22 protein-coding genes are annotated in these 25,566 nt (G+C 36.6%); 9 read left to right on the top strand and 13 right to left on the bottom strand.

Annotated elements, in window-relative coordinates; genetic code table 11:
* Window positions 1-165: 165 nt before the first annotated feature.
* From hemA to GSY47_RS07445, 5 genes are all read right to left on the bottom strand, one after another.
* Window positions 166-1,470 (bottom strand): glutamyl-tRNA reductase, encoded by a 1,305-nt coding sequence (gene hemA, locus GSY47_RS07465; RefSeq protein WP_184160490.1) that lies wholly within the window; start codon window positions 1,468-1,470, stop codon window positions 166-168.
* A 223-nt stretch (window positions 1,471-1,693) separates the two neighbouring features.
* Window positions 1,694-2,284, bottom strand: a complete 591-nt coding sequence (locus GSY47_RS07460; RefSeq protein WP_184160488.1) for a globin family protein — start codon at window positions 2,282-2,284, stop codon at window positions 1,694-1,696.
* Window positions 2,285-2,304: 20 nt separating this feature from the next.
* Entirely contained in the window at window positions 2,305-2,739 is a 435-nt protein-coding gene (locus GSY47_RS07455; protein ID WP_184160486.1) for a hypothetical protein, read from the bottom strand.
* Window positions 2,740-2,867: 128 nt separating this feature from the next.
* Window positions 2,868-3,707 (bottom strand): DUF5777 family beta-barrel protein, encoded by an 840-nt coding sequence (locus GSY47_RS07450; protein WP_184160484.1) that lies wholly within the window; start codon window positions 3,705-3,707, stop codon window positions 2,868-2,870.
* Between the two features lie 27 nt (window positions 3,708-3,734).
* On the bottom strand, window positions 3,735-4,124 hold the full coding sequence (locus tag GSY47_RS07445; protein ID WP_184160482.1) for an OB-fold protein: 390 nt from the start codon (window positions 4,122-4,124) through the stop codon (window positions 3,735-3,737).
* Window positions 4,125-4,295: 171 nt separating this feature from the next.
* On the opposite strand from GSY47_RS07445, the gene GSY47_RS07440 reads away from it, so the two are divergent.
* The 5 genes from GSY47_RS07440 (at window position 4,296) to hemH (ending at window position 7,860) form a co-directional block, all read left to right on the top strand.
* Entirely contained in the window at window positions 4,296-4,664 is a 369-nt protein-coding gene (locus GSY47_RS07440) for a hypothetical protein (protein ID WP_184160480.1), read from the top strand.
* Between the two features lie 14 nt (window positions 4,665-4,678).
* Window positions 4,679-5,218, top strand: a complete 540-nt coding sequence (locus GSY47_RS07435; protein ID WP_184160478.1) for a YceI family protein — start codon at window positions 4,679-4,681, stop codon at window positions 5,216-5,218.
* 46 nt (window positions 5,219-5,264) lie between these two features.
* On the top strand, window positions 5,265-5,816 hold the full coding sequence (locus GSY47_RS07430; RefSeq protein WP_219071217.1) for a YceI family protein: 552 nt from the start codon (window positions 5,265-5,267) through the stop codon (window positions 5,814-5,816).
* Window positions 5,817-5,863: 47 nt separating this feature from the next.
* Complete coding sequence (locus GSY47_RS07425) at window positions 5,864-6,754, top strand: AraC family transcriptional regulator (protein WP_219071216.1); 891 nt, start codon at window positions 5,864-5,866, stop codon at window positions 6,752-6,754.
* A 92-nt stretch (window positions 6,755-6,846) separates the two neighbouring features.
* Window positions 6,847-7,860: a ferrochelatase gene (hemH, locus tag GSY47_RS07420; RefSeq protein ID WP_219071215.1), complete on the top strand. Its 1,014-nt coding sequence runs from the start codon at window positions 6,847-6,849 to the stop codon at window positions 7,858-7,860.
* Window positions 7,861-8,165: 305 nt separating this feature from the next.
* Here the strand turns inward: hemH and GSY47_RS07415 are convergent, their stop codons facing one another.
* The 3 genes from GSY47_RS07415 to GSY47_RS07405 all read right to left on the bottom strand — a co-directional run bounded on the left by GSY47_RS07415 (window position 8,166) and on the right by GSY47_RS07405 (window position 10,968).
* Complete coding sequence (locus GSY47_RS07415) at window positions 8,166-8,672, bottom strand: response regulator (RefSeq protein WP_219071214.1); 507 nt, start codon at window positions 8,670-8,672, stop codon at window positions 8,166-8,168.
* Between the two features lie 187 nt (window positions 8,673-8,859).
* Window positions 8,860-10,272 carry an SDR family oxidoreductase gene (locus tag GSY47_RS07410; protein ID WP_184160468.1) on the bottom strand — a complete coding sequence of 471 codons (1,413 nt, stop codon included), beginning with the start codon at window positions 10,270-10,272 and terminating at the stop codon, window positions 8,860-8,862.
* 12 nt (window positions 10,273-10,284) lie between these two features.
* Window positions 10,285-10,968 (bottom strand): SDR family NAD(P)-dependent oxidoreductase, encoded by a 684-nt coding sequence (locus GSY47_RS07405; protein WP_184160466.1) that lies wholly within the window; start codon window positions 10,966-10,968, stop codon window positions 10,285-10,287.
* A 245-nt stretch (window positions 10,969-11,213) separates the two neighbouring features.
* On the opposite strand from GSY47_RS07405, the gene GSY47_RS07400 reads away from it, so the two are divergent.
* From GSY47_RS07400 to GSY47_RS26275, 3 genes are all read left to right on the top strand, one after another.
* Window positions 11,214-11,507 carry a TIGR03643 family protein gene (locus GSY47_RS07400; protein ID WP_219071213.1) on the top strand — a complete coding sequence of 98 codons (294 nt, stop codon included), beginning with the start codon at window positions 11,214-11,216 and terminating at the stop codon, window positions 11,505-11,507.
* Between the two features lie 114 nt (window positions 11,508-11,621).
* Complete coding sequence (locus GSY47_RS07395) at window positions 11,622-13,130, top strand: sensor histidine kinase (protein ID WP_184161238.1); 1,509 nt, start codon at window positions 11,622-11,624, stop codon at window positions 13,128-13,130.
* A gap of 686 nt (window positions 13,131-13,816) precedes the next feature.
* The gene (locus GSY47_RS26275) at window positions 13,817-13,939 is read left to right on the top strand and encodes a hypothetical protein (RefSeq protein WP_262902428.1); all 123 of its coding nucleotides are present in this window, start codon (window positions 13,817-13,819) and stop codon (window positions 13,937-13,939) included.
* 567 nt (window positions 13,940-14,506) lie between these two features.
* Here the strand turns inward: GSY47_RS26275 and GSY47_RS07390 are convergent.
* Together GSY47_RS07390 and GSY47_RS07385 are read right to left on the bottom strand one after the other, a co-directional pair.
* Window positions 14,507-14,959, bottom strand: a complete 453-nt coding sequence (locus GSY47_RS07390) for an IS3 family transposase (protein WP_219071212.1) — start codon at window positions 14,957-14,959, stop codon at window positions 14,507-14,509.
* Entirely contained in the window at window positions 14,956-16,137 is a 1,182-nt protein-coding gene (locus GSY47_RS07385; protein WP_219071211.1) for an IS3 family transposase, read from the bottom strand. Before GSY47_RS07385 ends, GSY47_RS07390 begins: the two co-directional genes overlap by 4 nt.
* 534 nt (window positions 16,138-16,671) lie before the next feature.
* Here GSY47_RS07385 and GSY47_RS07380 point away from each other — a divergent pair.
* Entirely contained in the window at window positions 16,672-17,943 is a 1,272-nt protein-coding gene (locus GSY47_RS07380) for an MFS transporter (protein ID WP_179005187.1), read from the top strand.
* 145 nt (window positions 17,944-18,088) lie between these two features.
* On the opposite strand, the gene GSY47_RS07375 is transcribed toward GSY47_RS07380, so the two are convergent.
* Genes GSY47_RS07375 through GSY47_RS07365 form a run of 3 tightly spaced genes read right to left on the bottom strand, consistent with a single transcriptional unit; the run spans window position 18,089 to window position 25,297 of the window.
* A complete protein-coding gene (locus GSY47_RS07375) occupies window positions 18,089-20,455 on the bottom strand; it encodes an arylsulfatase (protein WP_218651424.1) in 2,367 nt (788 codons plus the stop codon).
* 43 nt (window positions 20,456-20,498) lie between these two features.
* Window positions 20,499-22,874, bottom strand: a complete 2,376-nt coding sequence (locus tag GSY47_RS07370; RefSeq protein WP_219071210.1) for an arylsulfatase — start codon at window positions 22,872-22,874, stop codon at window positions 20,499-20,501.
* A 50-nt stretch (window positions 22,875-22,924) separates the two neighbouring features.
* Window positions 22,925-25,297 carry an arylsulfatase gene (locus GSY47_RS07365; protein ID WP_179005185.1) on the bottom strand — a complete coding sequence of 791 codons (2,373 nt, stop codon included), beginning with the start codon at window positions 25,295-25,297 and terminating at the stop codon, window positions 22,925-22,927.
* Window positions 25,298-25,566: the final 269 nt, after the last annotated feature.

Genomic DNA, 25,566 nt, shown 5'->3' with positions numbered 1-25,566 from the left:
AAATGAGGAATTGATTACTCCCATGCAGAATTAAGTAAACATTTTTTGGAAGATTATGTTTATGGACAAGCCCGTCGCAGCGTGCAGCGCAGCTGACGGGTTCTATTTTTGCATCACTTCCTTCAGAACTTTGCTGTAAGTTTGAAACTGAAGGGGATTAAGCATTTATGACAGATTGATTTTGTATTTTTCTTCTATTGGTGAAGAAGCCTTATTCGGTGCAAGGTGTCCTATCTGAAATACTTTTTCAATGAATTCAATACTTTGATCCACTGAAGTGTTTTCATTTTTTAAATGGCTGGCAAAATGGTTTGTTAATTTTTGAATAATTCTTGAACTGATTAAATCCATCTGTGCATCATCAAAATGGGCTGTTTTCTTTTTTTGAAAAGCAAATTCTGCCGATACAATATCATTTAGCTTGGATTTTAAGGCATGGATAGTTGGAGCACATTTTCGGCCGTTCACCCAGGTATTCAGTTCTAATTTCAGATCATCAATAATGGCTTCTGCAGCAGGAATATGCTGTTTTCTCTTTTCCAGCGTGTCATCAGTAATTTGAGATAAATCATCCAGTTGTATTAAAGTTACGCCGGGTATTTCTTCTACATTGGTATCTACATTGCGCGGGATGGATAAATCCAGAATCAATAAGGGTTTCTGTAAAGCAAGAGATGTTTTGTCAATAGTGGGATTTTGTGCTCCTGTAGCTACAACAAGCACATCGGCCTGCTGCAGTTCCTGTTTTAAATCAGCATAATCTTTTACAATAACATTCAGCTTGCCAGCCAGTAATTCGGCTTTGTTTTTTGTTCTGTTTATAAGGGCAATATGGCTGTTTTTAGTATGTTTTACTAAGTTTTCGCACGTATTTCTTCCTATTTTCCCTGTTCCGAATAACAAAATATTTTTGTTTCCAATATCCGCCACATTTTGGATAATATACTGCACTGATGCAAAAGAAACTGACGTAGCACCAGAAGAAATTTTCGTCTCCGTTTTAACTTTTTTGCTCGCCTGAATAACTGTATTGACCAGCCGGTCCAGAAATGTATTGACCAAACCTTCCCGTTTACTATTGCTAAAGGCGGTTTTAATCTGGCTGATGATTTCAAAATCACCCAAAATCTGACTGTCTAAACCTGTCCCTACCCGGAACATATGGCTGACAGCTTCTTCATTCTTATATATATAAGCAGCCTGCTGAAATTCTTCTACAGAGCCATTGCTGTTCTCGCAAAGCAGTTTGATCAGTTGATAAGGATGATGGGCAAAACCATAAATTTCAGTTCTATTGCAGGTAGAAGTAACAACCAATGATTCTATGCCTTCTGCCTTAGCCTGCAGCAATAAATCAGATTGTGCCTGGGCATCTAAACTAAATTTTCCTCTTATAACTGCATCTGCTTTCTTGTAGCTTAGCCCTAATGCGTAAAAAGTAGTGGATCCGGACATAGTAAAATTTTCCATATTTATGGTTTCCTTAAAAAGTTCAAAAATTAGTAACTGCAGATTTATATAACAGCGCCGGAAGTGCTTTTTAGATCACTGTGGAATAAATGGATTTAAACTGCGGTTTTATATAATTTACTTATATTATAAAGCTGACAGATTTTGAAAAATATTTATGTACTTCAAACAGTATTGAAATATAAAACGCTGCCTGAAAAAGGCAGCGTTTTTGAGAATAAACTTATTTTTGAACTATAGGGGTTCTCAATGATTCCAAAACAGCAACTATATCAGTATAAAGTTCTGTATTTGAAGCAACGCCATTCGCATTGGCAGCAGCTCCAACATATCCTTCAAATTTTGTATAATCTGCATTGCTGGATTTTGTTCCCATACGAGGATTTTTTGCAGGATCATGAGCTGCAACCATGTTCAAACCAGAATATGTATTTACAGCATTTGTTCCTCCCGTATTAAACGAAAAGAAATCAGTCAGATTATCTGATAATTTAGCAATATTGGTAGACTGGGTAGTTCCCGTTTCTGCCAGTAAAGGAGCAAAATGTGCCTGCAGATTGCCTGATGCGTTCGATTGGATATCAGCAACAATCAATCCGATAGTTGAATTTACCACTTTGCGGAAACTCAAACGTCCCTGTTCAATCATCTGGCCGGAATTATCAGGATCAGAAACCATTTTAGTTCCGCCTAATCGCTCATAGATAGAAGCCTTAACCGGTGCAGGGCTTTCATCGTCATTACTGCTGCAGGAAATCATAGCTGCCGATGCAGCAATTAGTACACTAAGTGTAAGTTTTGAATAAACTTTCATAAATTTAAAGTATTAAAGGGTTAATTAAAAAAACGATTTATTTTTTGAGACAGTCTATAGCTCAAACTATTTTGATTCATTGGGCATACTTCTTTGTCTGCTAAATTTGCCGGCAGTATATAACGCTGCGCATCATAACTTCCTTTAGCCATCAGCTCATTGAAAACTTTCTCCGAGTTTGTAATTTTATTATTATGGAAGTACACCACAACATTTCTTTTAACAATGATAGAGTCTGATGTCAGACCTTTTATGCTTCTCAGGTCGGCACAGATTTTTCTGGCCTGCAGAGAATCGATGTCTGATTTAAAATCGATTCTGCTTACCTGAAGATTTGGGGTGTCATAAACTGGGGGTTTGGCCGTTATAATGTGAAAAAGCAAAATCGCGGCAAACAGTACAAATATTCCGCTGAGAATTAAAAGTCCTTTTTTGATTATTTTATTAGTTTTCATAATTTTTATGGTTTTAAAATTATCTACGTGCACTTCATCGCTGCGGTTTTAGAAATAATAGAAAAACAATCAATTTAGAATCATTTTAAATACAGAAATTACCTAATAATTTAATTATAAAGAAGATACTAGAAAACCCTGGCAAGATTAAATCCAAAAAATATATCTCCTTTTGTCCAGTCGCCAGTGGTTCTTCCCAGATACCCAGCCTCATCAATTGCCTGTGAACTGGTAAAATGCATTTGGAAAACATGTCCGCCGGTTTCTAAATCAAAACCTATAGACAGCGGATTTTTATAAAGTGAATTTGGCGCTCTGTTTAAATGCGCCGCATAATCCATATTTAAGGACCAGCGCTTAGCGAATTTATATCTTCCTCCAAATCCTATGGCATATTGGGAATTGCTTTGGTCTACATCATCAACAAAGTTTTGATGAAAGAATGACGGCACAATTTCTAAAGACAGCTTTTCAGAAAATTTTCTGGAAATTAACAGCTGTGCTACATAAGTCAGCCTGTCTTTAAATTGAAGCTTCGGATAAAGGCTTTCTTTTAATGTGTTATTAATAGACAAACTATTAAATCCGGCAATAGTAACAGGAAAGCCGTCTTTTATTTGAGGAAACAGCATATATTTTGTTGCAAAGTCATAAGCAAATTCACTTCGGGCTGCACTTACATTAAGTCCATTTGTTACACCGTAAATAAATTTAATCTGCGTATTGGCATTATCGAGTCCATAAAAACCTTCAAAACCATCTTTAATAGAGCCGAATCGGTGTGCAACAACAAAATACAAATCGCCTTTTGCGGCCAATTTTGTAGATTCGAGATTAACGATTTTTAAGGCTTTGAATGCAGATGTCACTTTTTCTTTTGCAAAAGGAGTTTCTACTCCAGACAATAAATCGGTTTGGGAGAAGGTTAACAGCGGAAATAAAAAAAATAATAGAATAAAGTTTTTCATGAGGTTAGTTTTAAATTGTTATTTGTATTAGTGTACAACTGAAGATTGGTCTATTTTAAATTCCTGGAGCAATTCGTCATATCCTAAAAAACGCCCTTTAATTTTTAGGGTTTTTCCAGATATAATATTTTGCGGCAAACATTTTTTGAATGTCACAAATACTTTTTCGCTCATAACAATTCCATTACTGGCTTTATCAATACTTGTTACTCGTGCACATAGTTCAATTGTTTTGTCCTGATATTTGATGTAAGCCAGCCTGTCGTTTGAAGTAAACTCTCTTTCCAGTTCGTTAACGGTTACAACATAATCGGCAGTTTCTGATTCTATATTTCTATGCCCTTTGTAGATGTAGAGGTACGCTGAAATTCCGATTATTATAAAAAGGAAAATTGTAATTAGTATTTTTTTTCTCATAACTGGTTTTTAGTATTTCAAATTATCTACGTTAAAAAATACCTATTGGATTTAAATCATTAAATATGCCTCTTGCCAAATCTGTATTATTCTTTTCAACGTATATAATTTTGAAATGCCTGATGATCCTTAAAAAAATCATGCATTTATTTATAACTAAAAACCAATCTTATGAATTTAAAAACCCTTCTGGCCATCTCATCATTAGCTTCAATTTTTGTAAGCTGTGCCAACGATGATCCAAGTACTTTAATTGACTCTACACCAATTAATGGTTTGGCAACATACAACCAAAATGTAAAATCTATTATTGATAATAACTGTGTTGTATGCCATGCGGCAGTTCCTAAAAATGGAGCGCCGATGTCTTTAGTTACTTATGAACAGGTTAAAAATGCAGTTTTAAATCGTGGACTGCTTACACGAATTTCTTTAGAAAATGGAGATAGTTCCTTAATGCCGCAAGGTGGCCCAAGATTGCCTCAAGCGACTATTGACATTATAAATAAATGGAATCAGGATGGATTATTAGAAAAATAATCTATAACAGCAACATGAAGAAAATCATAATAATGCCAATGCTATTGGCTTCTTTTATTGTTTTTTCACAAGAAAAAATAGTAACCAAATCTGCAACAATAACTCTGGAAGCTTCAGTACCTTCTTTTCAGCCGGTTGCAGGAACTAACAGCAATGTAACTTTTGTTTTGAATCCCGCAACTGGAGAAGTAGCAAGTCTGGCTTTAATGAAAGGATTTGAATTTGAAATGGCATTAATGGAAGAACATTTTAATGAAAATTACATGGAAACCGATAAATATCCGAAAGCTATTTTTAGAGGGCAAATAGAAGGATTCGATATTAAAAGTCTTACAGAAGATTATAAAGATTACACCGTAAAAGGAAAGTTAGAAGTGCATGGAAAATCCAAGGATATAAGTGCCGATGCAAAAATTACAAGATCGGGTTCCCGAGTCACCTTTATATCTGATTTTGAAGTAAATGCGAGTGATTTTAACATTCCAATTCCAGCGCTTATTAAATATAAACTGGATAATAAAGTCAAAATTCAAATTATTGCAGTTTTAAAATAAGACTGCATAAAACAGAATGATTTTATAAAAAAATAAAGGCAAAATAATGAAAAAAACAATACTTATTGCAATGCTGTGTGTTTGCGCCATTGGCGTATCACAAGAAAAAATGATCAGTAAATCGGCAAAAGTCATTTTTGAAGCTTCCGTTCCTTCTTTTGAAGAAGTTAAAGCAGTAAATCAGAATGTTACTTTTGTTTTGAATCCAGCAACAGGAGAGATTGCAAGTTTAGCCCTGATGAAAGGTTTCCAGTTTAAGGTTGCTTTAATGGAAGAACACTTTAATGAAAATTATATCGAAAGTGACCAATATCCAAAAGCCGTATTTAAAGGAAAAATACAAGGGTTTGATCTTCAAAGCCTAACAGTAAATCCCAAAGATTTTATTATTAAAGGCAAATTAGAACTTCACGGTAAATCCAGGGATATAAATACTGCTGCAAAGATAAGCAGATCACCATCAGGTGTCAGCATTTCATGTAATTTCAGCGTAAATGCCAGTGATTTTAATATTGAAATCCCAAATTTGGTTAAAAGCAAGCTTTCCAATAAAATAAATATCCAGGTTGCCGCAGTCTTAGAAACCAATAGACAATAACCTCCTGAACACTATCTTGAAAAGTCAGTAATTTTTATATAAAAAAAATGGAGGAAGAAATACAAATTGAGGACGGCCTTACCCTTATCCGTTTCCAGAACGACAGTCCAGAATCTTTTTCTGCACAGCACGAAATAGGTGCCGGCCTGATACAGTTTCATTTCGGACTAAAAGGCAATGCATTTATTTTGTCCAGTCAGGATCATTGCACTTTAGAATTGAAAGAGGAAAAATCACTGATTTTGTGCAATCTGCAGCAGCAGTCATTGCTTAAGTTAAAACTTTCTCCAAATTCATGGGTTATTTCTGTTATTGTTTCGATTAATAAATTTCACTCGTTATTTTCCGTTCAGGCAGATTATATTTCTATTTTAAGCCCCGATAGGAAGAAAAAAAAGTATTATACCGAAGGGAACATCAGTCCTTCTATGGCTGTTGTTTTGAGCCAGCTGTTTCATTACAGCCTTCATCCTTCCCTAAAGAACCTTTATTATAAAGGAAAAGGATATGAATTATTGAGCTTGTATTTCAATAAAATGGAAGATCCAAACGCAGTGCAATGTCCTTTTTTGATTGATGAAGATAACGTTCTGAAAATCAAAAAAGCCAGAGAAATACTTATCGCCAATATGGCCGAACCGCCAAGACTACAGCAGTTGGCAGATGAAATTGGACTGAATATGAAAAAATTAAAAATAGGCTTCAAACAAATTTATGGTGATACGGTTTATGGTTTTCTCTTTGATTACAAAATGGATTTTGCCCTAAAACTATTGGACAGCGGTTCTTACAATGTAAATGAAGTCGGCCTGAAAATAGGATATAGCACCGGAAGCCACTTTATTGCGGGATTCAAGAAGAAATTTTCCACAACCCCAAAAAGATATCTGATGTCCATTAATACCCATCATAAAAACAGTATCGCTTTTATAGATTAGAGCATAAATAAAAATATATTAATTAATTTCTAAGAAGCGGCAAGCACTGAGTTTGAGGAAAAATTAGAACAAATCTTAAAACAAAAAAGATAATGAAAGGAGTATTATTAGTAAATTTAGGATCTCCCGAAAGTCCCGCGCCAAAAGATGTCAAACCGTATTTAGATGAATTTTTAATGGATAAATACGTGATCGATGTTCCGTATTTATTAAGAGCTTTACTAGTTCGCGGCATTATTTTAAGAAAAAGACCAGAAGAATCTGCGCACGCTTACGCAAAAATCTGGTGGGAAGAAGGTTCTCCATTAGTTGTTCTTTCAGAAAGAATGCAGCAAAAACTACAGCCTTTAGTAAATGTTCCCGTTTCCTTAGCAATGCGTTACGGAAGCATGACCATCGAAAAAGGACTTCAGGAATTGAGCGATAAAGGAGTTACAGATGTAATGCTTTTTCCACTATATCCACAATATGCGATGGCTTCGACTTTGACTATTTTGGTAAAGGCTGAGGAAATTCGCAAGAAGAAATTCCCGCACATGACATTTACTGATGTTCCAGCATTTTATAATAAACCAGATTACATCAAGAATTTGGCCGATTCAATTCAGAAACATGTAGTTGGTTTTGAATATGATCATTTGTTGTTCTCGTATCACGGAATTCCAGAACGTCATATCCGCAAAACCGACGTAACAAAATCGCATTGTAAAATTGACGGATCCTGCTGCACCACGCCATCTCCGGCGCACGAATTCTGCTATCGCCACCAATGTTATGAAACTACAAGACAAGTCGTTAAATTATTAGGTCTTTCCGAAGATCAATACAGTCTGACATTTCAATCGCGTTTAGCGGGAGATAAATGGTTAGAACCTTATACTGATGTTGAAATTGACAGCATGCCGGCAAAAGGAATCAAGAAATTGGCAGTTGTTACTCCGGCTTTTGTTTCAGACTGTTTAGAAACACTCGAAGAAATCGCTATGCGTGCCAAAGAAGATTTTGAAGCAAAAGGAGGAGAAGAGTTTTTGGCAATTCCATGTTTGAATGACGACGACCAATGGTGCCGGACAGTGAGTAAATGGATTAGGGACTGGTCTGAATAATCCTCAAAGGGCACTTCTATCAATCCATTAAATTAATCTGATGAGATTTGAAATATTTCTGATATGCTTTATACAACTGATTAATTCCTAAATCTATAAAAAATAAAGAGATCATATTACAAAATACAGACTGGAGCTGCCTTCAATTTTGCCACAAAAGATTAAAGCGGTTTTAAAGATATTTTACCATTCTAAGTTTTGTGGCAGAATTGTGGCACATAGCACTTTTGAAAACCAAATAGTCAACAAAACCAAAGATTAAGCTGTTTAGGTTCGAAACTTTTAGATAACACTGGTAAGAGCACTTAGGAGTCCCCGCGAGATATATTCTTTTCAGAAACAAAAAATAAATTTTTAACCGGACCCAATAAAGCTTTGGCCCAGTGCAGAAAGAAGACCTTCTTTAGTACCAGTACAAAGCCATTAAAAGAATTGGGCTTCTGGACATAGAGGTCCGCCCCCTTATTAAAGGTATCTTCAATATCTGCAGGATGATCCCAGGTGGACAGCATAACGGCAGGAATGTCCCGAAGCTCTTTATCTCCCTTTATTTCTTCCAGCGCCTGCTTTCCTCCTTTAACGGGCATATTGACATCGATAAAAATAATATCGGGATCGCTCTGGGATTCATCCCTGAGGGTATCGAGGAGCTCCTGCCCGTTTTCAACGGTCGTTACCTCAGAAGCAATCTGCGCTTCATCCAGGGCATCGATAAACAATTCCTGGTCGTCTTTATCATCCTCGGCCAGCAGAATTTTTACCGGCTCTTTTTCTTTTGGGCTTTCAGCATCCGGATTCTCAGCACTTATCATATCAAGCGGTTTTGTAATGTCCAAATGTACTAAAAATGTCCAAATGAAATTATATGCTGCAAAAGATGCTCCCAGGATCTCATTTTACAAACCCTTTTAAACTGCAGAATATTAAAAATAAGACTATACCAGTACAATTCCCTGCCGTAATACAGTCCGGTGCCAGCCCATGTTGTCCGCTGTATCCTTAAATTAGTTTTTTAAGCATTCCATCAAATATAAAACCATGGAATGGCAAGACAGAATACCAATATATTTTGCCCATAAGTCCGCGCGGCTTAAAAGTAGCAGCCTGATATAAGGTATTGTTGATTATTTTAAATTCCAGCCAGGCTTCACCCGGAAGTTTCATTTCGGCATATAAAATCAATTTACCTTCCTTTTTATTGGCGTATACAACCCTCCAGAAATCGAGTGCATCTCCTGCATGTATTTCCTTTTTATGTGTTCTTCCCCTTCTGGTCCCCACACCGCCAAAAATCTTATCGATGAACCCACGCAAATCCCAAAGCCAGTCGGCATAATACCATCCTGTTTCTCCGCCTATTGACCAAATTCTTGCAATTGTATATTCCCTGTTTATAATTGTTCTTTTTCTTCTGTCTATATAACAGCCTTTTTTAGGAACCTTTAAATATTGAGAAACATTTCCTTTGAATTGCCCGCTTACTTGTGAATCTTTCCAGCTTGAAATAATATCATCATCACTAATCTTTTTCAAAGCCCTTTCTAATGCCTGTCTGTAAGAGATAGGTGTAACTGCCAGTAAACTATTAATCCTGTTATCGCTGCAGACGACTTCCACTTTCATACTGCTGACCAACGCCGAGGCCAGCTTAAAAGAAGTTGACGTCACAAAATACAGCCAGTAAGACGATAATTTTGGAGTCATCACCGGTACTGTATAAATATATCTTTGGAGTTTTTTTGCTTTGGCAAACTCCAGCAGCATTTCTTTGTAGGTCAATATATCAGGTCCCCCGATATCAAAACTTTCATTATACGTTAATGGATTTAACAGTGATCGGATTAAAAATTCTAAAACATCGCTGATCGCAATCGGCTGGCATTTCGTATTGAGCCATTTTGGGGTAATCATAATGGGGAGTTTATCCACCAGATCGCGTATTATTTCAAAAGAAGCACTTCCTGATCCTACTATAATTCCCGCTCTGAGTACAGTTGATGGAACTGCTGCGGTTTTTAAAATTTCTTCTACAGCCTTTCTTGAGGATAAATGTTTGGATAATGATTGGTCATTTACAATTCCGCTCAGGTAAATAATTTGTTTTGCATTTGTCTGGTTTATTTTTTCAATGAAATAATTTGCAGAAATACTTTCCAGTTCATCATAATTAGAAGCTCCTGACATCGAGTGGATCAGGTAATAAGCGGCATCTATATCATTGGGAATATTCTTCAGACTTTCCGGATCCAGAAAATCAACTTCGATAACCTTTATTTTATTTTTAAACTGTTCAGGAAAACAAAACCTGTTTTTATCCCTGACACAGCAGATTACTTCATTTCCATGATCAAGTAACAAGGGCAAAAGCCTCTTGCCGATATAACCTGTAGCGCCTGTTAAAAGAATTTTCATTTTTGAGCTGTTTTACAATTTAAAGCTTACCAAACCATAATCCATTGAGAGAACCTGACCTGAAATTGATGCTGCATCTTCAGAGATAAGATATCCTGCCATACGGGCAACCTCATGGGGTTTGAGGTAATTTTTCAAAGGGTGTCGTTCGATCATATTTTCTTTCATCCGGTCGTTTCTTAAAATAGATCCGGACAAAGAAGTTTCTGTAATAGTCGGCGCAATACCATTGATTCGGATTAACGGGGCAAGTTCAGCGCCGAGTGATTTAACGAGTCCCTCAACGGCAGCTTTCGCTGTTGCTACACTGGCATGAAAAGGCATTCCTAATTTTGCCGCAACAGTACTGAATAAAACAATCGAAGGATTTTTTCCTTTCTTTAATGCAGGCAGATAATGCTGAATCACTTTGACGGCGCCCACCACATTAATTTCAAAATCATTTCTGAAATCATCAAGACTTAAGCTCAAAATGGGTTTCAGGTTTATGGACCCCGGACAATACACCAGGGCATCAATACTTTCAAATTCAGGCAAAGGATCCCGGAGCACATCAACTGAAAAATGAATTAAGTTTGGATGGGTAATATCGGGAGCTGCCCTGCTGATATTAATTACCTTATAATTTTCCAGCTGCTGCACTAAAACACCATTACCGATTCCTTTACTGCCGCCAACAATTACAATAGTTTTCATTTTTTAAAGATTAGAATTAAAGAACCGTTCTGATTGTTTCTGCTATGATTTTCAAGAAAATAAGATATTATTTATTAATTATCAAAAAAGCTAAAGGGGTATTTCATATAAGATGATATCTTAATGTTAAAGGTAATAATTGTTTAACTATTTTAAATAAATATTAAACAAAATAAAAATTATTTTATCTAAATTAGCTATGCTCTGCTTAATTCCCTATTGGGAATCCCTCAAAAAATACAATTATGAAAAAATTAAAACGGCAATTTCCCGATCGTGACCTGGACCGAATCATTGAAATGGCATGGGAAGACAGAACCCCTTTTGAGGCCATTGCATATCAGTTTGAGCTTCAGGAAGCTGATGTAAAAATTTTAATGAAGAAGGAACTCAAACCCGGCAGCTATATACTTTGGCGTAAAAGAGTAGAAAACTGTCAAACCAAACATAAGCGGAAACGCAGTGACGCAATTAAACGCTTTAAGTGCAGCGAGCAGCGGGTCATTTCCAATAACAAAAAATCGAAGCAGAAACAATAGAAACAATCAGCTGTATTATTGGAATTATGATACAAAATGCAGAATTCATGTAACCATAAACATTTAAAAGCCAATAGCTTCGCCATTAAAACTATACCAATCAAATCTAACGCTATGTACCGTAATCCAGGGCTTCTACAAAATATAATTGATGCTATCCCTCTTCCCGTCGGGGTGTATGTGGGAGATAATTTAGAAATTGCACTGGCCAATGATGCCATGATCAAAACATGGGGCAAAGGAAATGATGTACTTGGAAAAACCTATCTCAGTGTCGTTCCAGAAATTGAAAACCAGCAGATTCTCGATGAGGCGCTTGGCGTTCTTAAAACCGGAACTGCCTTTCATGCTGTAGGAAAAAAAGTAGATTTGGTCATGCAGGGGATTATGACCGAACATTACTTTAATTATAGTTTTATTCCGCTCTTTGACGAGCATGGAAAAGTCTATGGCGTGCTTAATACCGGCGCCGACATCACAGATCTGCACAAAGCAAAAGAAGAAACCCTGAAATCGAATGAAAAATTAACCATAGCCATAGAAAGCTCCGGGATAGGAAGTTATGAAATAGACCTTGAGACCAAAAAAATCAAGACTTCAGCAAATTTCAATACGATCTGTTCCATTGGAAGCGAAACAACCAATGACGATTTAATTGCAAAACTTCATCCAGAGGACCTCCCGGCGCGCGAAAAAGCACACCAGCAGGCTGAGGCAACCGGAAAAATATGCTATGAGGCGCGGATTTTAAATGATGACGGCTCCTACCGCTGGGCTAAAATCAATGGAAAGATTATCAAGGACAAGGACGGGTCTGCAAAGACCATCATCGGGATTGTTCAGGATATACACGAGCATAAGGAATTTCAGGAGGAACTAAAAAAGCAGGTCGCAAGCCGTACAAATGAGCTCACGCGTTCTAATAGCGATCTGATGCATTTTGCCAGTGTAGTGAGCCACGATCTTCGCGAACCGTTACGAAAAATTAAATTTTTCAATACCCTTTTACGAAATGATATTGAAGACAATGTTAATGACAAATCTAAAAAATACCTTCATAAAGTAAGCCAGTCTGCCCAGAGAATGGAAAACATTATAGAAGGAATTTTGAACTATTCGACCCTGGATAAAACTTTACAGCATATCGAAACCATAGATCTCAATGAGGTGATTGAAGATATAAAAATAGATCTAGAACTGATTATAAAGGAAAAAGGTGCTATTTTAGTTACTTCTGATCTTCCCGAGATTCAGGGAGCGCCGATTTTAATTAACCAGCTTTTCTATAACCTCCTGCAAAATGCCTTAAAATTTTCCAAAGCGGACCAGCCTCCAAGAGTTATAATAACAAGCAGTATCATCAATAGTAACGGCCATGATTTTGTACAGATAAAAATAAAGGATAATGGTATTGGAATTGATGCAGAATTTGCAGAAAAGATTTTTACGGCATTTGAAAGACTTCATTCCAAAGATGAGTATGAGGGAAACGGCCTTGGACTTGCCCTGTGCAGAAAGATTGCCGAAAGGCATAATGGTAAAATAACTGCAGCCGGGGAAAAGGACAACGGCGCTGAATTTACGGTTACCCTACCCTTAAGGCAAACAGAGGATACAATTTAAGAAACTTTCTTTGTATTTATTTTTCATTGTGCATTATTGCTAACTTCAGATGGAGTTTATAATGGTGATGGTCCAATATTGGTTAAGATGTGTTTCTACAAATTATGTAAAATAAATTTATTTAGCTTTACAGCTAATCACCTAACACCATTTTCATATATCAAAATATTAGGATCTTATAAGATACAACTGGCAGCATAGATCTGAGATGATCTTCTGCATTTTAAAGAAACCCTAAGCCATAGCTTGACGAAACCGGTAAACAGATCTTGAGCTCATCATAAAAGCAGAAAGGAGAAAACTAAAGCTCATCAGCAAATCTAAATGAGCAGTTAGATCCTTAGCTCTTTATAAATTACAATTTTGCCTATGACATCAAAATCTAATTTATAATCAACAGTAAATTGGTAATTTTTATACGTTAATACAATGTCCATAGCATTATAGATAATAAAGTCTAAATTTAAGACTGGTTCTTTAGACAAGATGAGATATAAAGGCAAAGAGTTTTTTTGGTAATTACTTATTAATTCGTATGCCAATATTTTCTGTATGACTTCTTTCCACAAATTGATTACTTGGAAAATTTATTGGTCTTTCAATTATATAGGATTGCTATTGATGTAGTTCTACCTTATCAAATGGAATTGCCTGAATAGTTAATTACGCTTCTGGAAGCTCAAAAAATGCTTAATGATGAAGGAATGAATGTGACATTTGAAGAAGCAACAGATATTTTGAAATTTCTTGCTAAAATAGCAGATGTAGCAGTACGAAAATTTTTAAATGAAAAAGAAGAAAATTTATAACCAATTTAGATTTTTAGCAATCTATTTTAATATTTAAAATCTTGATATTAGTAATATTCGTGAGGATCGGTCGAAATTTTATTAGCATAAAAAGTTCGTCAAGTTATTGCTTTAAGTTTTGTGGCAGAATCGTGGCACATTTGGATTTTAAAAAGTTAAAACTTCAGCAAAATAAGGCTCTAAAAAGCTTAGGTTCGAAACTGTATTAACATCCTATTGTCTTATATATTTCTTGTTGTTCAACCGATGCCAGAAATTGAGTTATTTCATGGCTTGTTTTTTTGAAACTATAATTATAAGGAAAAAAAGAATTAAATTTATAGTTTATGAAAAAGACAAGAAACAAGCACACCGGAATTTAAGATTCTCATATCCTCCTTGAGCATCATCCACCTTCAGACGAAACCCGCCAGTTCCCTCTTTTTTTCCTGATTAAAAAAGCTTTTTTTACCTTACGTACTATAGGACAAATTTACCCTAATGCTGCTTCGATTCCTAACAGTTTATGATTTTAAATTACATATTTTTTATATCCATCACACTGGCACTTCAAAACAGCATACAGTATCAGCTGCGGATCCGCACCCCGGTTAATTCTTTTTTGCCTCTCGCTGAAAGTCCCAGTTCCCGCATATAATTTCTAACCGTTTTACTAGATATCTTATGCCCGGCATGCCTTAGTTCCACAGCAATTCTTTCGCTCCCGTAACGTCTTTCAAATTTAAAGAAGAGTCTGGTTATTTCCTGATGCATCAAGATCTTTCTGCGCTTTGTTTCATTAAGCGGATTTTTTTTCCATTTATGATACCAGTACCTGCTGGCTCCTAAAACTTCGGTCATTAACCGGATGGAGTAGCGCTTTTCATTCTGCAGGATGAAATCATGAAGCACGTCTTTCTTCTTCGAAATGCAGCTGCCGGCATTTTTCAAGATTTCAAACTTCAGTTCTGCTTTTTTAATCTCTAGTTCCAGACTGGCAGCATAAAGGTCTGCAGCACTTATTTTATTGTCCTGCTTCATATTCTAATCCCTGTTTCTAAGTAATAATCGTTATTAAACTGCTCTATCGTTTTATTATTCAGAGAGGTGTGAATTCTCTTTGTATTATACCAGTTTTCAATAAATTCATATATTTCCTGTCTCATCTTTCTGCGGGTAAATAAGTTATTTCTCGGATCTATTAACTCTCTTTTCAGCGAACTGAAAAAGCTTTCCGATACAGCATTGTCACAGCTGCATCCCTTACGGCTCATGCTTTTTATAAACCTATAAGAAGCCAGCTCCTTAGAAAAGGCTCTGTTGGCGTACTGAACGCCCCTGTCAGAATGAAAGATAAGTCCCTCCGCAGCAGTCCGGTTTGCTGCAGCCATCTTCAGAGCCGGCAGAGTAGTGTTTTTGCCAGCGAGACTTGAGCCCAGGTTCCAGCCTATTATTTTTCGGTCATACAGATCAATAATAATGGTGAGATATAAAAAACCTTTTGTAGTCTGAAGATAGGTAATATCAGATGCCCATACCTGGGAGTGGGAATGCACCTGAAAGTTTCTGTCCAGGATATTTGGAGCTGTGTAATAAGTATGCTTAGAAGCTGTAGTAGGCTTAAATTTTCTTTTTTTAATGCGGCGCAGCCCTAACTCCCGCATGTAAAAAGAAACCCTTTCCTGACATATTACATAACCGAGTTTATGCAGTTCCTTTGTAATTTTATTGCGTCCGTAATATTCCTTAAAATGAAAAAAAATTGATTTAAGATCTTCCTTAAAAAGAGCTGTCCGCTGCTGTTTTAAAGAAATTCCGTTTTTCTTCCACCTGTGGTATCTGCCGTAACCCACATCCAAAATGCTGCACATTTTTAATATGGAATAACTGCGCTCATTTTCTCTTATGAACTCATAAATCATTAAATTTCCCTGATAAAGATATGGTGATGCTTTTTTTAAAATTTCATATCTCAGGGCCGCTTCATTTAATTTCTTTTTTAAATTAAAAACTTTATGATCATCGGGATGATACCTGTCATATCCTATACCTGGAAAACTTCCCTGTCCGAATTTTTGATATTCTTTTCTCCATCTGCACAGCATGCTGGATCTTATTCCAAGTTCATCTGCTGCTGCTTGCAATGTATTTTTTTCATCGATTAATCCAACAGCTCTCTCTTTAAAAATGCGGTCATATCTTTTATATATTTTTGCCATAACTTAAAAATTTTTATCTGATTTCCGGTCAGTTGAAAACTAAGTTACTAAAATACATCATACTTTATCTTGAGCTGCTTTTAATTTTGCCGCAACAAGCTAAGAGTTTTTTTTATTTGAATTTATTTAGACATTTTATACAATTTAAAAAAAAGGACAAAACAATCAATTTTATAAAAAATTACTTATATTTACAGCATAAAGAATTACAGTAGCAAAACAGCAGGACAAATCATTAAAAATCAAAACATTAGCAAAATAAATTAACAGTTTTATTTTTATGGCAAAATCGTGGCAACAACAGTTTTAAAATAAACATAACGCAGCAAATAAGCGGGATTCCAGACTTAAGTTCGAATCCTGCTCTCCCCACAAAACCTGTAAATCTTTTGATTTGCAGGTTTTTTTATGCTGTTTTTTATATTTTTTTAAGCCGCCCCAAATCTCTGTGGCAAAATTGTGTACTTTCAGAAAAACAATTCTTTCCTGTTGTATTTGAATTCGTATATTCGGCCTTTATTTTGAAAAAAGAGAATGATTGCAAAATTGAATGAAAAAAAATCCTACCCATGGATTGTTGTTGCCTTACTATGGTTTGTTGCTTTATTGAATTATTTAGACCGACAAATGCTCTCCACTATGAAATCAGCAATGATGGATGACATTCCTGAATTGGCTAAAGCTGAAAATTTTGGTCTTTTGATGGCTATTTTCCTTTGGATATATGCGTTTATGAGCCCTGTTTCCGGAGTTATAGCAGATCGGTTTAACCGAAAAAGAATAATTATAGGAAGTCTTTTTATTTGGTCAGGGGTGACTATGACAATGGGTTACGCCACAACTTTCAATCAGATTTATATTTTGCGTGGCATTATGGGTTTTAGCGAAGCTTTTTATATTCCAGCTGCATTATCCTTAATAGCAGATTACCACCAAGAAAAAACACGCTCTTTTGCAATTGCGATTCATACTACCGGAATTTATTTAGGACAGGCGCTAGGTGGTTTTGGAGCCACTATTTCTAAGCATTTTTCCTGGCATTTCAGCTTTCACTCTGTAGGTTTACTGGGTGTCGTTTATAGTTTACTTCTTATTTTTTTTTTAAGGGAAAAGAAAGCCTACTTTTTTGATCCTTCAAAAAAATCATCTGTTAACCATGAATTCAAGCAAATGTTTAAAGGATTGGGAATATTATTCGGTAATATCTCCTTTTGGGTTTTACTCTTTTATTTTGCTGCGCCAAGTTTACCGGGCTGGGCGGCCAAAAACTGGTTACCCACCTTATTTACTGAAACTTTACATTTAGACATGTCTCTTGCGGGACCAATTGCAACGATAACCATTTCTATGTCTTCTTTTTTTGGTGTTTTAATTGGTGGTGCTATTTCAGACAAATGGGTGATGAAACATCTTAAAGGACGAATTTACACCAGTGTTATTGGATTATTTCTTACCATTCCAGCATTGTTTTTATTTGGTTATTGCTGCAATATAGAGGCTATTATTTTTGGCGCTATCCTTTTTGGACTTGGATTTGGAATATACGATACAAACAATATGCCTATTCTTTGCCAATTTGTTGCACCTCGCTACAGGGCTACTGGATATGGAATTATGAATTTTGTAGGTATTTCGGCAGGAGCTGTTATCACCGAATTTTTAGGAAAAGCAGCTGATAATGGAGGAATGAGACAAGTTTTTGTACTACTCTTATTTGTAGTGGTTACTGCAATTGTTTTACAACTGGTGAGTCTACATCCAAAAACTGTAGATATGACTAAAGGCAATGAGGTTACAGAGAATTGAGATCATTGAAGAAAAGGAAAAAAAACATCTGTTATAATTTAAAGTATATACTAAAGAATTAATATATAATCTTCGTTGGCACATCAAAAAAAGTATCTAACATAAACGAATCGTTCTAAAATAATTTCAGATATAAATTAAACAATTACAATAAATCTACTTTCACGCTATTAATTTTTCCTTCAAATTTAAAAGGTGCTTTTTTATAATAACGGATAGAAACCGGCCCTCCTAAATCTTCACCAACATCAAAAGTTTCGCTGGCTGTAAAGGCAACTGGAACAGTACGTTTTACTTGTCCTTTTGCGTATTCTTTGCCGTCAACATTAATTACGATATCTGCGGGCGCTCCAGGTTTTGCAATAGTAGTTAAAACTTCGATTTTATGTTTACCTGCGGGAATTTTTGTTGATGATTCCACATTATAACGTTCAATAATCAGCATATTATATTCGTAAACTAATTTTCCGTTATCCATAAATAAAGTGACGCCTCCGCCAGAACCTCCAAGCGCATATAAAACTCCCGAAGCATTTTCTTTAATTTCGACATCAGCCACTACTTTGTTGCTTTTTTTACCTAAACCTGGTGCGCTGAATTCGGGCATACGTTTAGTGGTTTCATCAAAAGTCCATGAAGTATAAGGCGCTTTAATAACATCTTCTGGATGAATACGGAGCCAAATTCCTGCACCAATTGGATAATCTTTATTCTTTTTGGCTTCTTCATTAAAAACTTCCTGCAGTTCTTTTAGCTTCTGCGGATTTTTAGCAGCTAAATCATTATACTGCGTATAATCTTCTTTGATATTGTAGAGTTCCCAGACATCTTTATTTGAATCCCATTCAGCCAAACCCTTTTGGGCAGGAATCCAAGGATAAAGCGGTCCAAAGGTACAGGCATACCAGCCATCTTTGTAAACGCCTCGACTTCCGTTATTATCAAAAAACTGAACTTTAGATACTTCTTTAGCTTTGGCATCATTAAAAGTATATTTAAAACTCACTCCGTCAATTGGCATCTGCTCAAAACCATTTACCACTTTTGGCGCTTTGATATTCAAAATATCATAAATAGTGGGTACAATATCATTTATATGATGAAATTGACTTCGTGGTGTACTATCGGGTTTGATCATTTTTGGCCAGCGAACCACCATTGCATTTTGTGTTCCTCCAAAATGGGAAGCTACCAATTTAGTATGTTTAAAAGGCGTATTTCCAGCCCAAGCCCAAGCAGCGTTATAATTATTTTCTAAAAGAGGTCCGCCAATAGCATCTAATCCGCCGAGTTTGTCTAAGGCATCTAATTGTTGTTGAATAGTACTCGAAATTCCATTCTGAGCCAATAATTCACTTATAGAACCATTTTGCCCTTCGGCACTTGAACCATTGTCGCCCCAAATAAAAAACACGATGGTGTTATCTTTTTGTCCATTCGCTTCAAGCGCATCCAAAACACGTCCAACTTCATGATCGGCGTGCTCTACATATCCAGCAAATACTTCCATCATTCTAATTTGAAACGCTCTTTCAGATTGCGGAATACTTTCCCAAGAAGCCATTGTTTTGTCTCTTGCAGTCAGCATGGCATTTTTAGGAATCCAACCTAATTCTTTTTGACGTTTAAACACTTTTTCGCGATAAGTGTCCCAACCATCATCAAATTTTCCTTTGTATTTGTCTGCCCATTCTTTAAAAATATGATGTGGCGCATGACCAGCGCCTGGTGCAAAATAAAGCAAAAACGGTTTATCTGCGGCGTACGATTTATGTTGCTTCATCCATTCAATAGCATGATCTGCCAAATCAGTTGTAAGATGGTATTTTTCATCTTTTGGAGGTTCAACGGGTGTAAAATCGTTTATTAATCGTGGTTCATATTGCGAAGTTTCTCCAGCTAGAAATCCATAAAAATGCTGAAATCCGTAATTCACCGGCCAATAATCAAATGGTCCTGCAACGGTTGTTTGGTTTGCAGGCGTATTGTGCCATTTTCCAAATGCAGAGGTGCTGTAACCGTAATCTTTTAGAACTTCGGCAACTGTTGCAGCTTCTTTTGGAATAATTCCGGTATAGCCATCCCAATCAACAGCTCTTTCTGCAATAGTTCCGTTTCCAACATGTGTATGATTTCTTCCTGTCAATAAAGCAGCACGGCTTGGCGAACAGATTGATGTAGTGTGAAATTCATTATAAGCAATTCCCTCTTTAAATACTTTGGTCAAAGTTGGTGTATTGACACCTCCGCCAAAAGTGGAAGGCGTGCCAAAACCTAAATCATCCATTAAAATAATAATGATGTTTGGCGCATCTTTTGGCAAGTGATTCGGCTCTTCTCTTCGTTTGTGAGTACTTTCAGCCAGCGTTTCGTTAGCAACACTTGCAGTTGGAACTGGTGGGAAAGGCAACACATCCTGCGCATAGATTTTAAAATTGCTTCCTGAAACTAAAACAAACAATAAAAATATGCTGTTGCAATTGATTTTCATTAAATTATAAAATTCTCTCATGATACGCAGATTCTAAAGGTTTCAATACTTCTACACTTATATTTTATTTTGAATACGTAATTTTTGTTTTTCCAATTTTCCCATTAAATGAAAATGGCGCCTGATCAAAATAGTCTAAAGAAACAGGAGAATCTAAATCGGTTCCAATATCAAAAGTCGCATTTGATGTAAAATGAAGCGACATAGCCGTAGGAACTGTTCCATGCCCAACTGTTGCTCCATTTACTTTTAATGTCACATTCATAGCACCGCCAATTTTATCGACCAGTTTTGATTCGACTTCGATTTTTACTTTGCCTTTTGGCAGTTTATCTTTTGATTTTATTTTAGTTCGCTGTACTTCAAACAAATTAAATTCATAATTTAAATAACCTTCTTTCACATAACACGTAACGCCTCCTGAAAATCCTGCAAGCGCATACAATACTCCGTTTGCGTTTTCAGGCACTTCCACATCCATGCTTACGGTGCTGCTCACTTTTCCCAATTTTGGAGCTGCAGATTCCGGCATTCCTTTTATAGGCGAATCAAAAGTCCATTCTGTCAATGGCGAAGAAGGTGCGTCTTCAGGATGATAAAGCGCTGTTGACCATAATCCTCCACCAATTGGAAGATTCTTATTTTTTGCTGATTCGGTTAAAAATAAAGCTTTCATCTCTTCCAGTTTTTTGGGTTCTTTAGCTGCTAGATCAACTGCTTGCGACCAATCCTGATCCAGATTATATAACTGCCAAGTATCAGTAAGTGGTGACCATTGTTTAATGCCTTTCGGGATTCCTCCTACCCAAGGTTCTCTTGGGCCTCTGGCACTTGCAAACCAGCCGTCTTGATAAATTCCTCGGCTTGCCATAATATCAAAAAACTGCGTGTGTCGTGTACCTGGCGCTTTTGGATCAGTAAAAGTGTAGACCATGCTTACTCCGTCTAACTCATCTTGCGGAAAACCATTTACTACTTTTGGAACCGGAATTTTATCAATTTCATAGATCGTTGCGGCAATATCAATTACATGATGAAACTGCGGTCTTGGGGTTTTATCATGTTTGATTCCTTTTGGCCACGAAATAGCCATTGGCTGACGCGTTCCTCCAAAATAAGCACCCTGCAATTTTGTTCCCTGATATGGCGTACTTGTTGCCCAAGCCCATCCCGCATTAAACATATTATCGGTTTTTGGTCCGCCTAAAACGTCTAAACCTCCTAATTCATTTAAAGCCGTAATATGTTGTTCTATTTTAGTCGGAATTGCATTTTGAGCTAATTGTTCGCTGATTGTACCATTTAAACCTTCTGCAGATGAACCATTGTCTCCCCAGATATAAATGATAATCGTATTATCAAGTTCTCCCAGTTTTTCAATTTCGTCGATAACTCGTCCTGCATTAAAATCAGCATGTTCTGCAAAACCAGCCCAAATTTCCATAAGTCGTCGTTGAAAAGGTTTTTCTGATTCTGGTATATTTGCCCATGATGTCATCGATTCGGCTCTTGGCGTAAGCAAAGTATTCTGAGGAATCCATCCTTTTTCTTTCTGACGTTTGAATACTCTTTCGCGGTAAGCGTCCCAGCCATCATCAAATTTGCCTTTATACTTGTCTGCCCATTCTTTCATTACATGATGCGGGCCATGTGCAGCACCCGGTGCCCAATAGACAAAAAAAGGTTTTTCTGGTGCGTATGCTTTTTGTTCTGTCAGCCACAAAATCGCATCGTCAGCCAGATCTTCAGATAAATGATAATAATTGTGTCCGCCTGAAGTTTTTGGATGTTCTACGTAAGTAGTATTTCGTACTAAAGTAGGTTCATACTGCGAAGCTTCTCCTGCAAGGAAACCATAAAAATATTCGAATCCGTAACCTGTTGGCCAATAATCGAATGGACCTTTAGAAGTAATTTGCTCTTCGGGTGTATTGTGCCATTTTCCAAATGCTGCGGTATTATAACCGTAATCTTTTAATATCTCGGCTATTGTAGCAGAACTCTTTGGAATTGTGCCGCTAAAACCATCAAAATCATTTGCAATTGCCGCAATTTGACCGTTGCCAACACGAGTATGATTGCGTCCTGTAAGCAAAGAAGCGCGTGTAGGCGAACACATGGCTGTTGAATGAAAACGATTATATGAAATTCCTGTATTGGCTACCCTCGATAATGTTGGCGTATTTATTTCTCCACCATAAGTCGAAGGAGCGCCCGGCCCTGCATCATCCATTAATATTATCAAAATATTTGGTGCATTTGCAGGAAGATGTTTCGGCTCTGTTCTTTTTTTATAACTCGATGTTTCAATTGTAACTCCAGCTTGTGAAGCAGATGGAGCAGGCGGAAAAGGCAATACATCTTGCGCATTTACAATAAAAACGGATAAAACATTTATGCTAAAAAAGAAAAACAGCTTTACATATTTTTTAGTTTCCATAATACAGATTATATTATTTGAATCTATGTTTTAGAAATATTTTTTTTACACTATTTCAAGTCAATATCCACTTTATCAATTATTCCCGTAAACTTAAACGGAAGCTTGTACGAATTTGCTACTGGAGATCCCGTATCTTCACCAATTCCGAAAGTATCGATTCCAAAACGAGCTGCAACGGTTTTATCAATTCGTCCTTCACCGACTAACTTATCGTTAATGTACAGTTTTCCAGTTCCGCCTTTTCCGGTTCCGCCGCCATCATAAGCAAAATCAAATCGTACCGTGCTTTTTCCAATTGGAAGCGATTCTTTCGAAGTAATCACATAACGCGCATCATCAAAATAATTATAATGATACACTAGTTTTCCGTTTTGCACATACAATACAAATCCTGCCGAACTTCCTCCAGAAGCCACAATAACTCCGTTATCAATTTTCGATTTCAGCACAATTTCAGCTGTAATACTGTGCGATTTATTTTTGGTGTTTGGAGAAGCGGTTTCAGCCAATCTTACTGCTCCTGCGTAAAAAGTAAAATGTTTACGCTTAGGATCTGATGGAGTTGGTTTTGGCGAAATTAATCGTCCAGTTCCTCTGTCATCTAGTGGATACACATTATATTTTTTTGCTTCTTCATCAAATATCTTTTTAAGTTCTTCTAACTTTTCAGGATATTTTTTAGCCAAATCAACCGATTCGCTGTAATCATCGTCGATATTATACAATTCCCATTTGTCTTTATCCCAATTTCCTGGTGCATAATCCTGTCTCCAAGGGAAAGTGTGCTGTGTTGCCGCTACCCAACCGTTATCATAAATAGCTCGGTTACTGAAAACTTCAAAATATTGTCTAGTTCTAACTGGTTTGGCATTTTTATCGGTGAAAGTCGATAAGAATGAAACTCCGTCCATAGGTTTTTGCTCGACGCCGTCAACAGTTTTTGGAGCCGGCAAATGAGAAGCGTCTAAAACAGTAGGAAGTACATCAATTAAATGCACAAATTGGCTACGCATTCCTCCTTTATCTTTTATCACTTTTGGCCAGCTCACTACCATTGGGTTTCGGCTTCCGCCAAAGTGAGAAGCGACTTGTTTCACCCATTGAAAAGGAGCATTTCCTGCCCAAGCCCATCCAACAGGATAATGAGGCTCCGTATTAGGGCCTCCAATTTCGTCAAGATGTTTTAGGTTATCTGCCAAAGGAGTTGAAATACCGCTTAATGCTTTTATTTCGTTGACTGTTCCTTCCATTCCACCTTCAGAGCTTGCTCCGTTATCACCTACTATATAAAATATCAATGTATTATCAGCATCTGGAAGTTTGCTGATGGCTTCTAAAAGTCGTCCTGTTTCATGATCAGCAAACGAAAGATAACCAGCGTAATTCTCCATCAAACGCGCAAACAGTTTTTTCTGATCTGCCGAAAGTTTGTCCCAAGGTGTAACCCAATCAGGTCGTGGAGTCAATTTTGTTCCCGGAGGAATAATTCCCATTTTCAATTGGCGTTCGTAAGTTTCTTGTCGAACAACATCCCAGCCTTTATCAAACTGTCCTTTAAATTTATCTCTCCATTCTTTTGGTGCATGATGAGGTGCGTGCGCCGCTCCTGGAGCAAAATATAGCATAACTGGTTTTTGGGGCGCAACCGATTTGCTGTATTCCAGCCAATTAATTGCTCTATCCGTCATATCGGTCATAAAATGATAGCCTTGTTCTGGTGATTTATCTGGTTCTACAGCTTTGGTATTTTCAAAAAGAACTGGATAATATTGGTGTGTTTCTCCCGCATTAAATCCATAAAAATAATCAAACCCTAAACCTGTAGGCCAACGATCAAAAGGACCTGTAACAGAAGTTTCCCAGTCTGGAGTGTTGTGATTTTTTCCAAACCAGCTGGTACTGTATCCGTTTCCTTTTAATATTCTACCCGATGTTGCAGTAGTTTTAGGAATCATACAATTGTAACTTGGAAATCCAGTTGCCCATTCGGCTAAGAAACCTGAACCTGCATTGTGATGATTTCTTCCAGTTAATAATGCCGCACGAGAAGGTCCGCAGATTGCAGTAGTATGAAATCGGTTATATTTTAAACCGTTTGCTGCTAGTTTATCTAATTCAGGAGTTGGAACTGGGCCGCCAAAAGTACTTACTTGCCCAAAACCAACATCATCCAAAAGAATAATAATAACATTTGGCGCTCCTTGTGGTGGTGTAACCAATTTTGGCCATTCTTCTTTTGAATCTTTATACGTTTCTCCTATTTTTCCACCAAAAGGAGGTTCTGGAATTGGCAGTATAGTTCGGTCTAATTCTCCGGAATCTGTTTTTTCTGTTACCGAATCATTTTGTTTGGATTGAGTGCAGCTGAAAAAAAATATTGCAAAAATTAAGAGCAATTTTGGGCTAATAAACGATTTCATATTTCTTAAGATTTTGAGATACCCACTAATTTACAAACAAGGGTATTACAAAATCTTTTATTGATGTTGCAGATTATAATTTGCAACCAATTTTTATCATACGAAAATTAAGTTTAAAATCAGTTTTATGCCATTGTTTAATAAAAAAACTCTGTAAAGGGTGGTTTTAATAAAGATATGAAGGTTGATCCTTTTAAATTTGGAGCAACCTCTTATTTTAGAATAAACGCAAAGCAAAAAACACCCGCTTTTTTTAATTATAAAAAAAT

The sequence above is a fragment of the Flavobacterium quisquiliarum genome, assembly GCF_019308285.1.
GTDB lineage: Bacteria > Bacteroidota > Bacteroidia > Flavobacteriales > Flavobacteriaceae > Flavobacterium > Flavobacterium quisquiliarum.
This window is presented reverse-complemented; position numbering and strand designations above follow the sequence as displayed.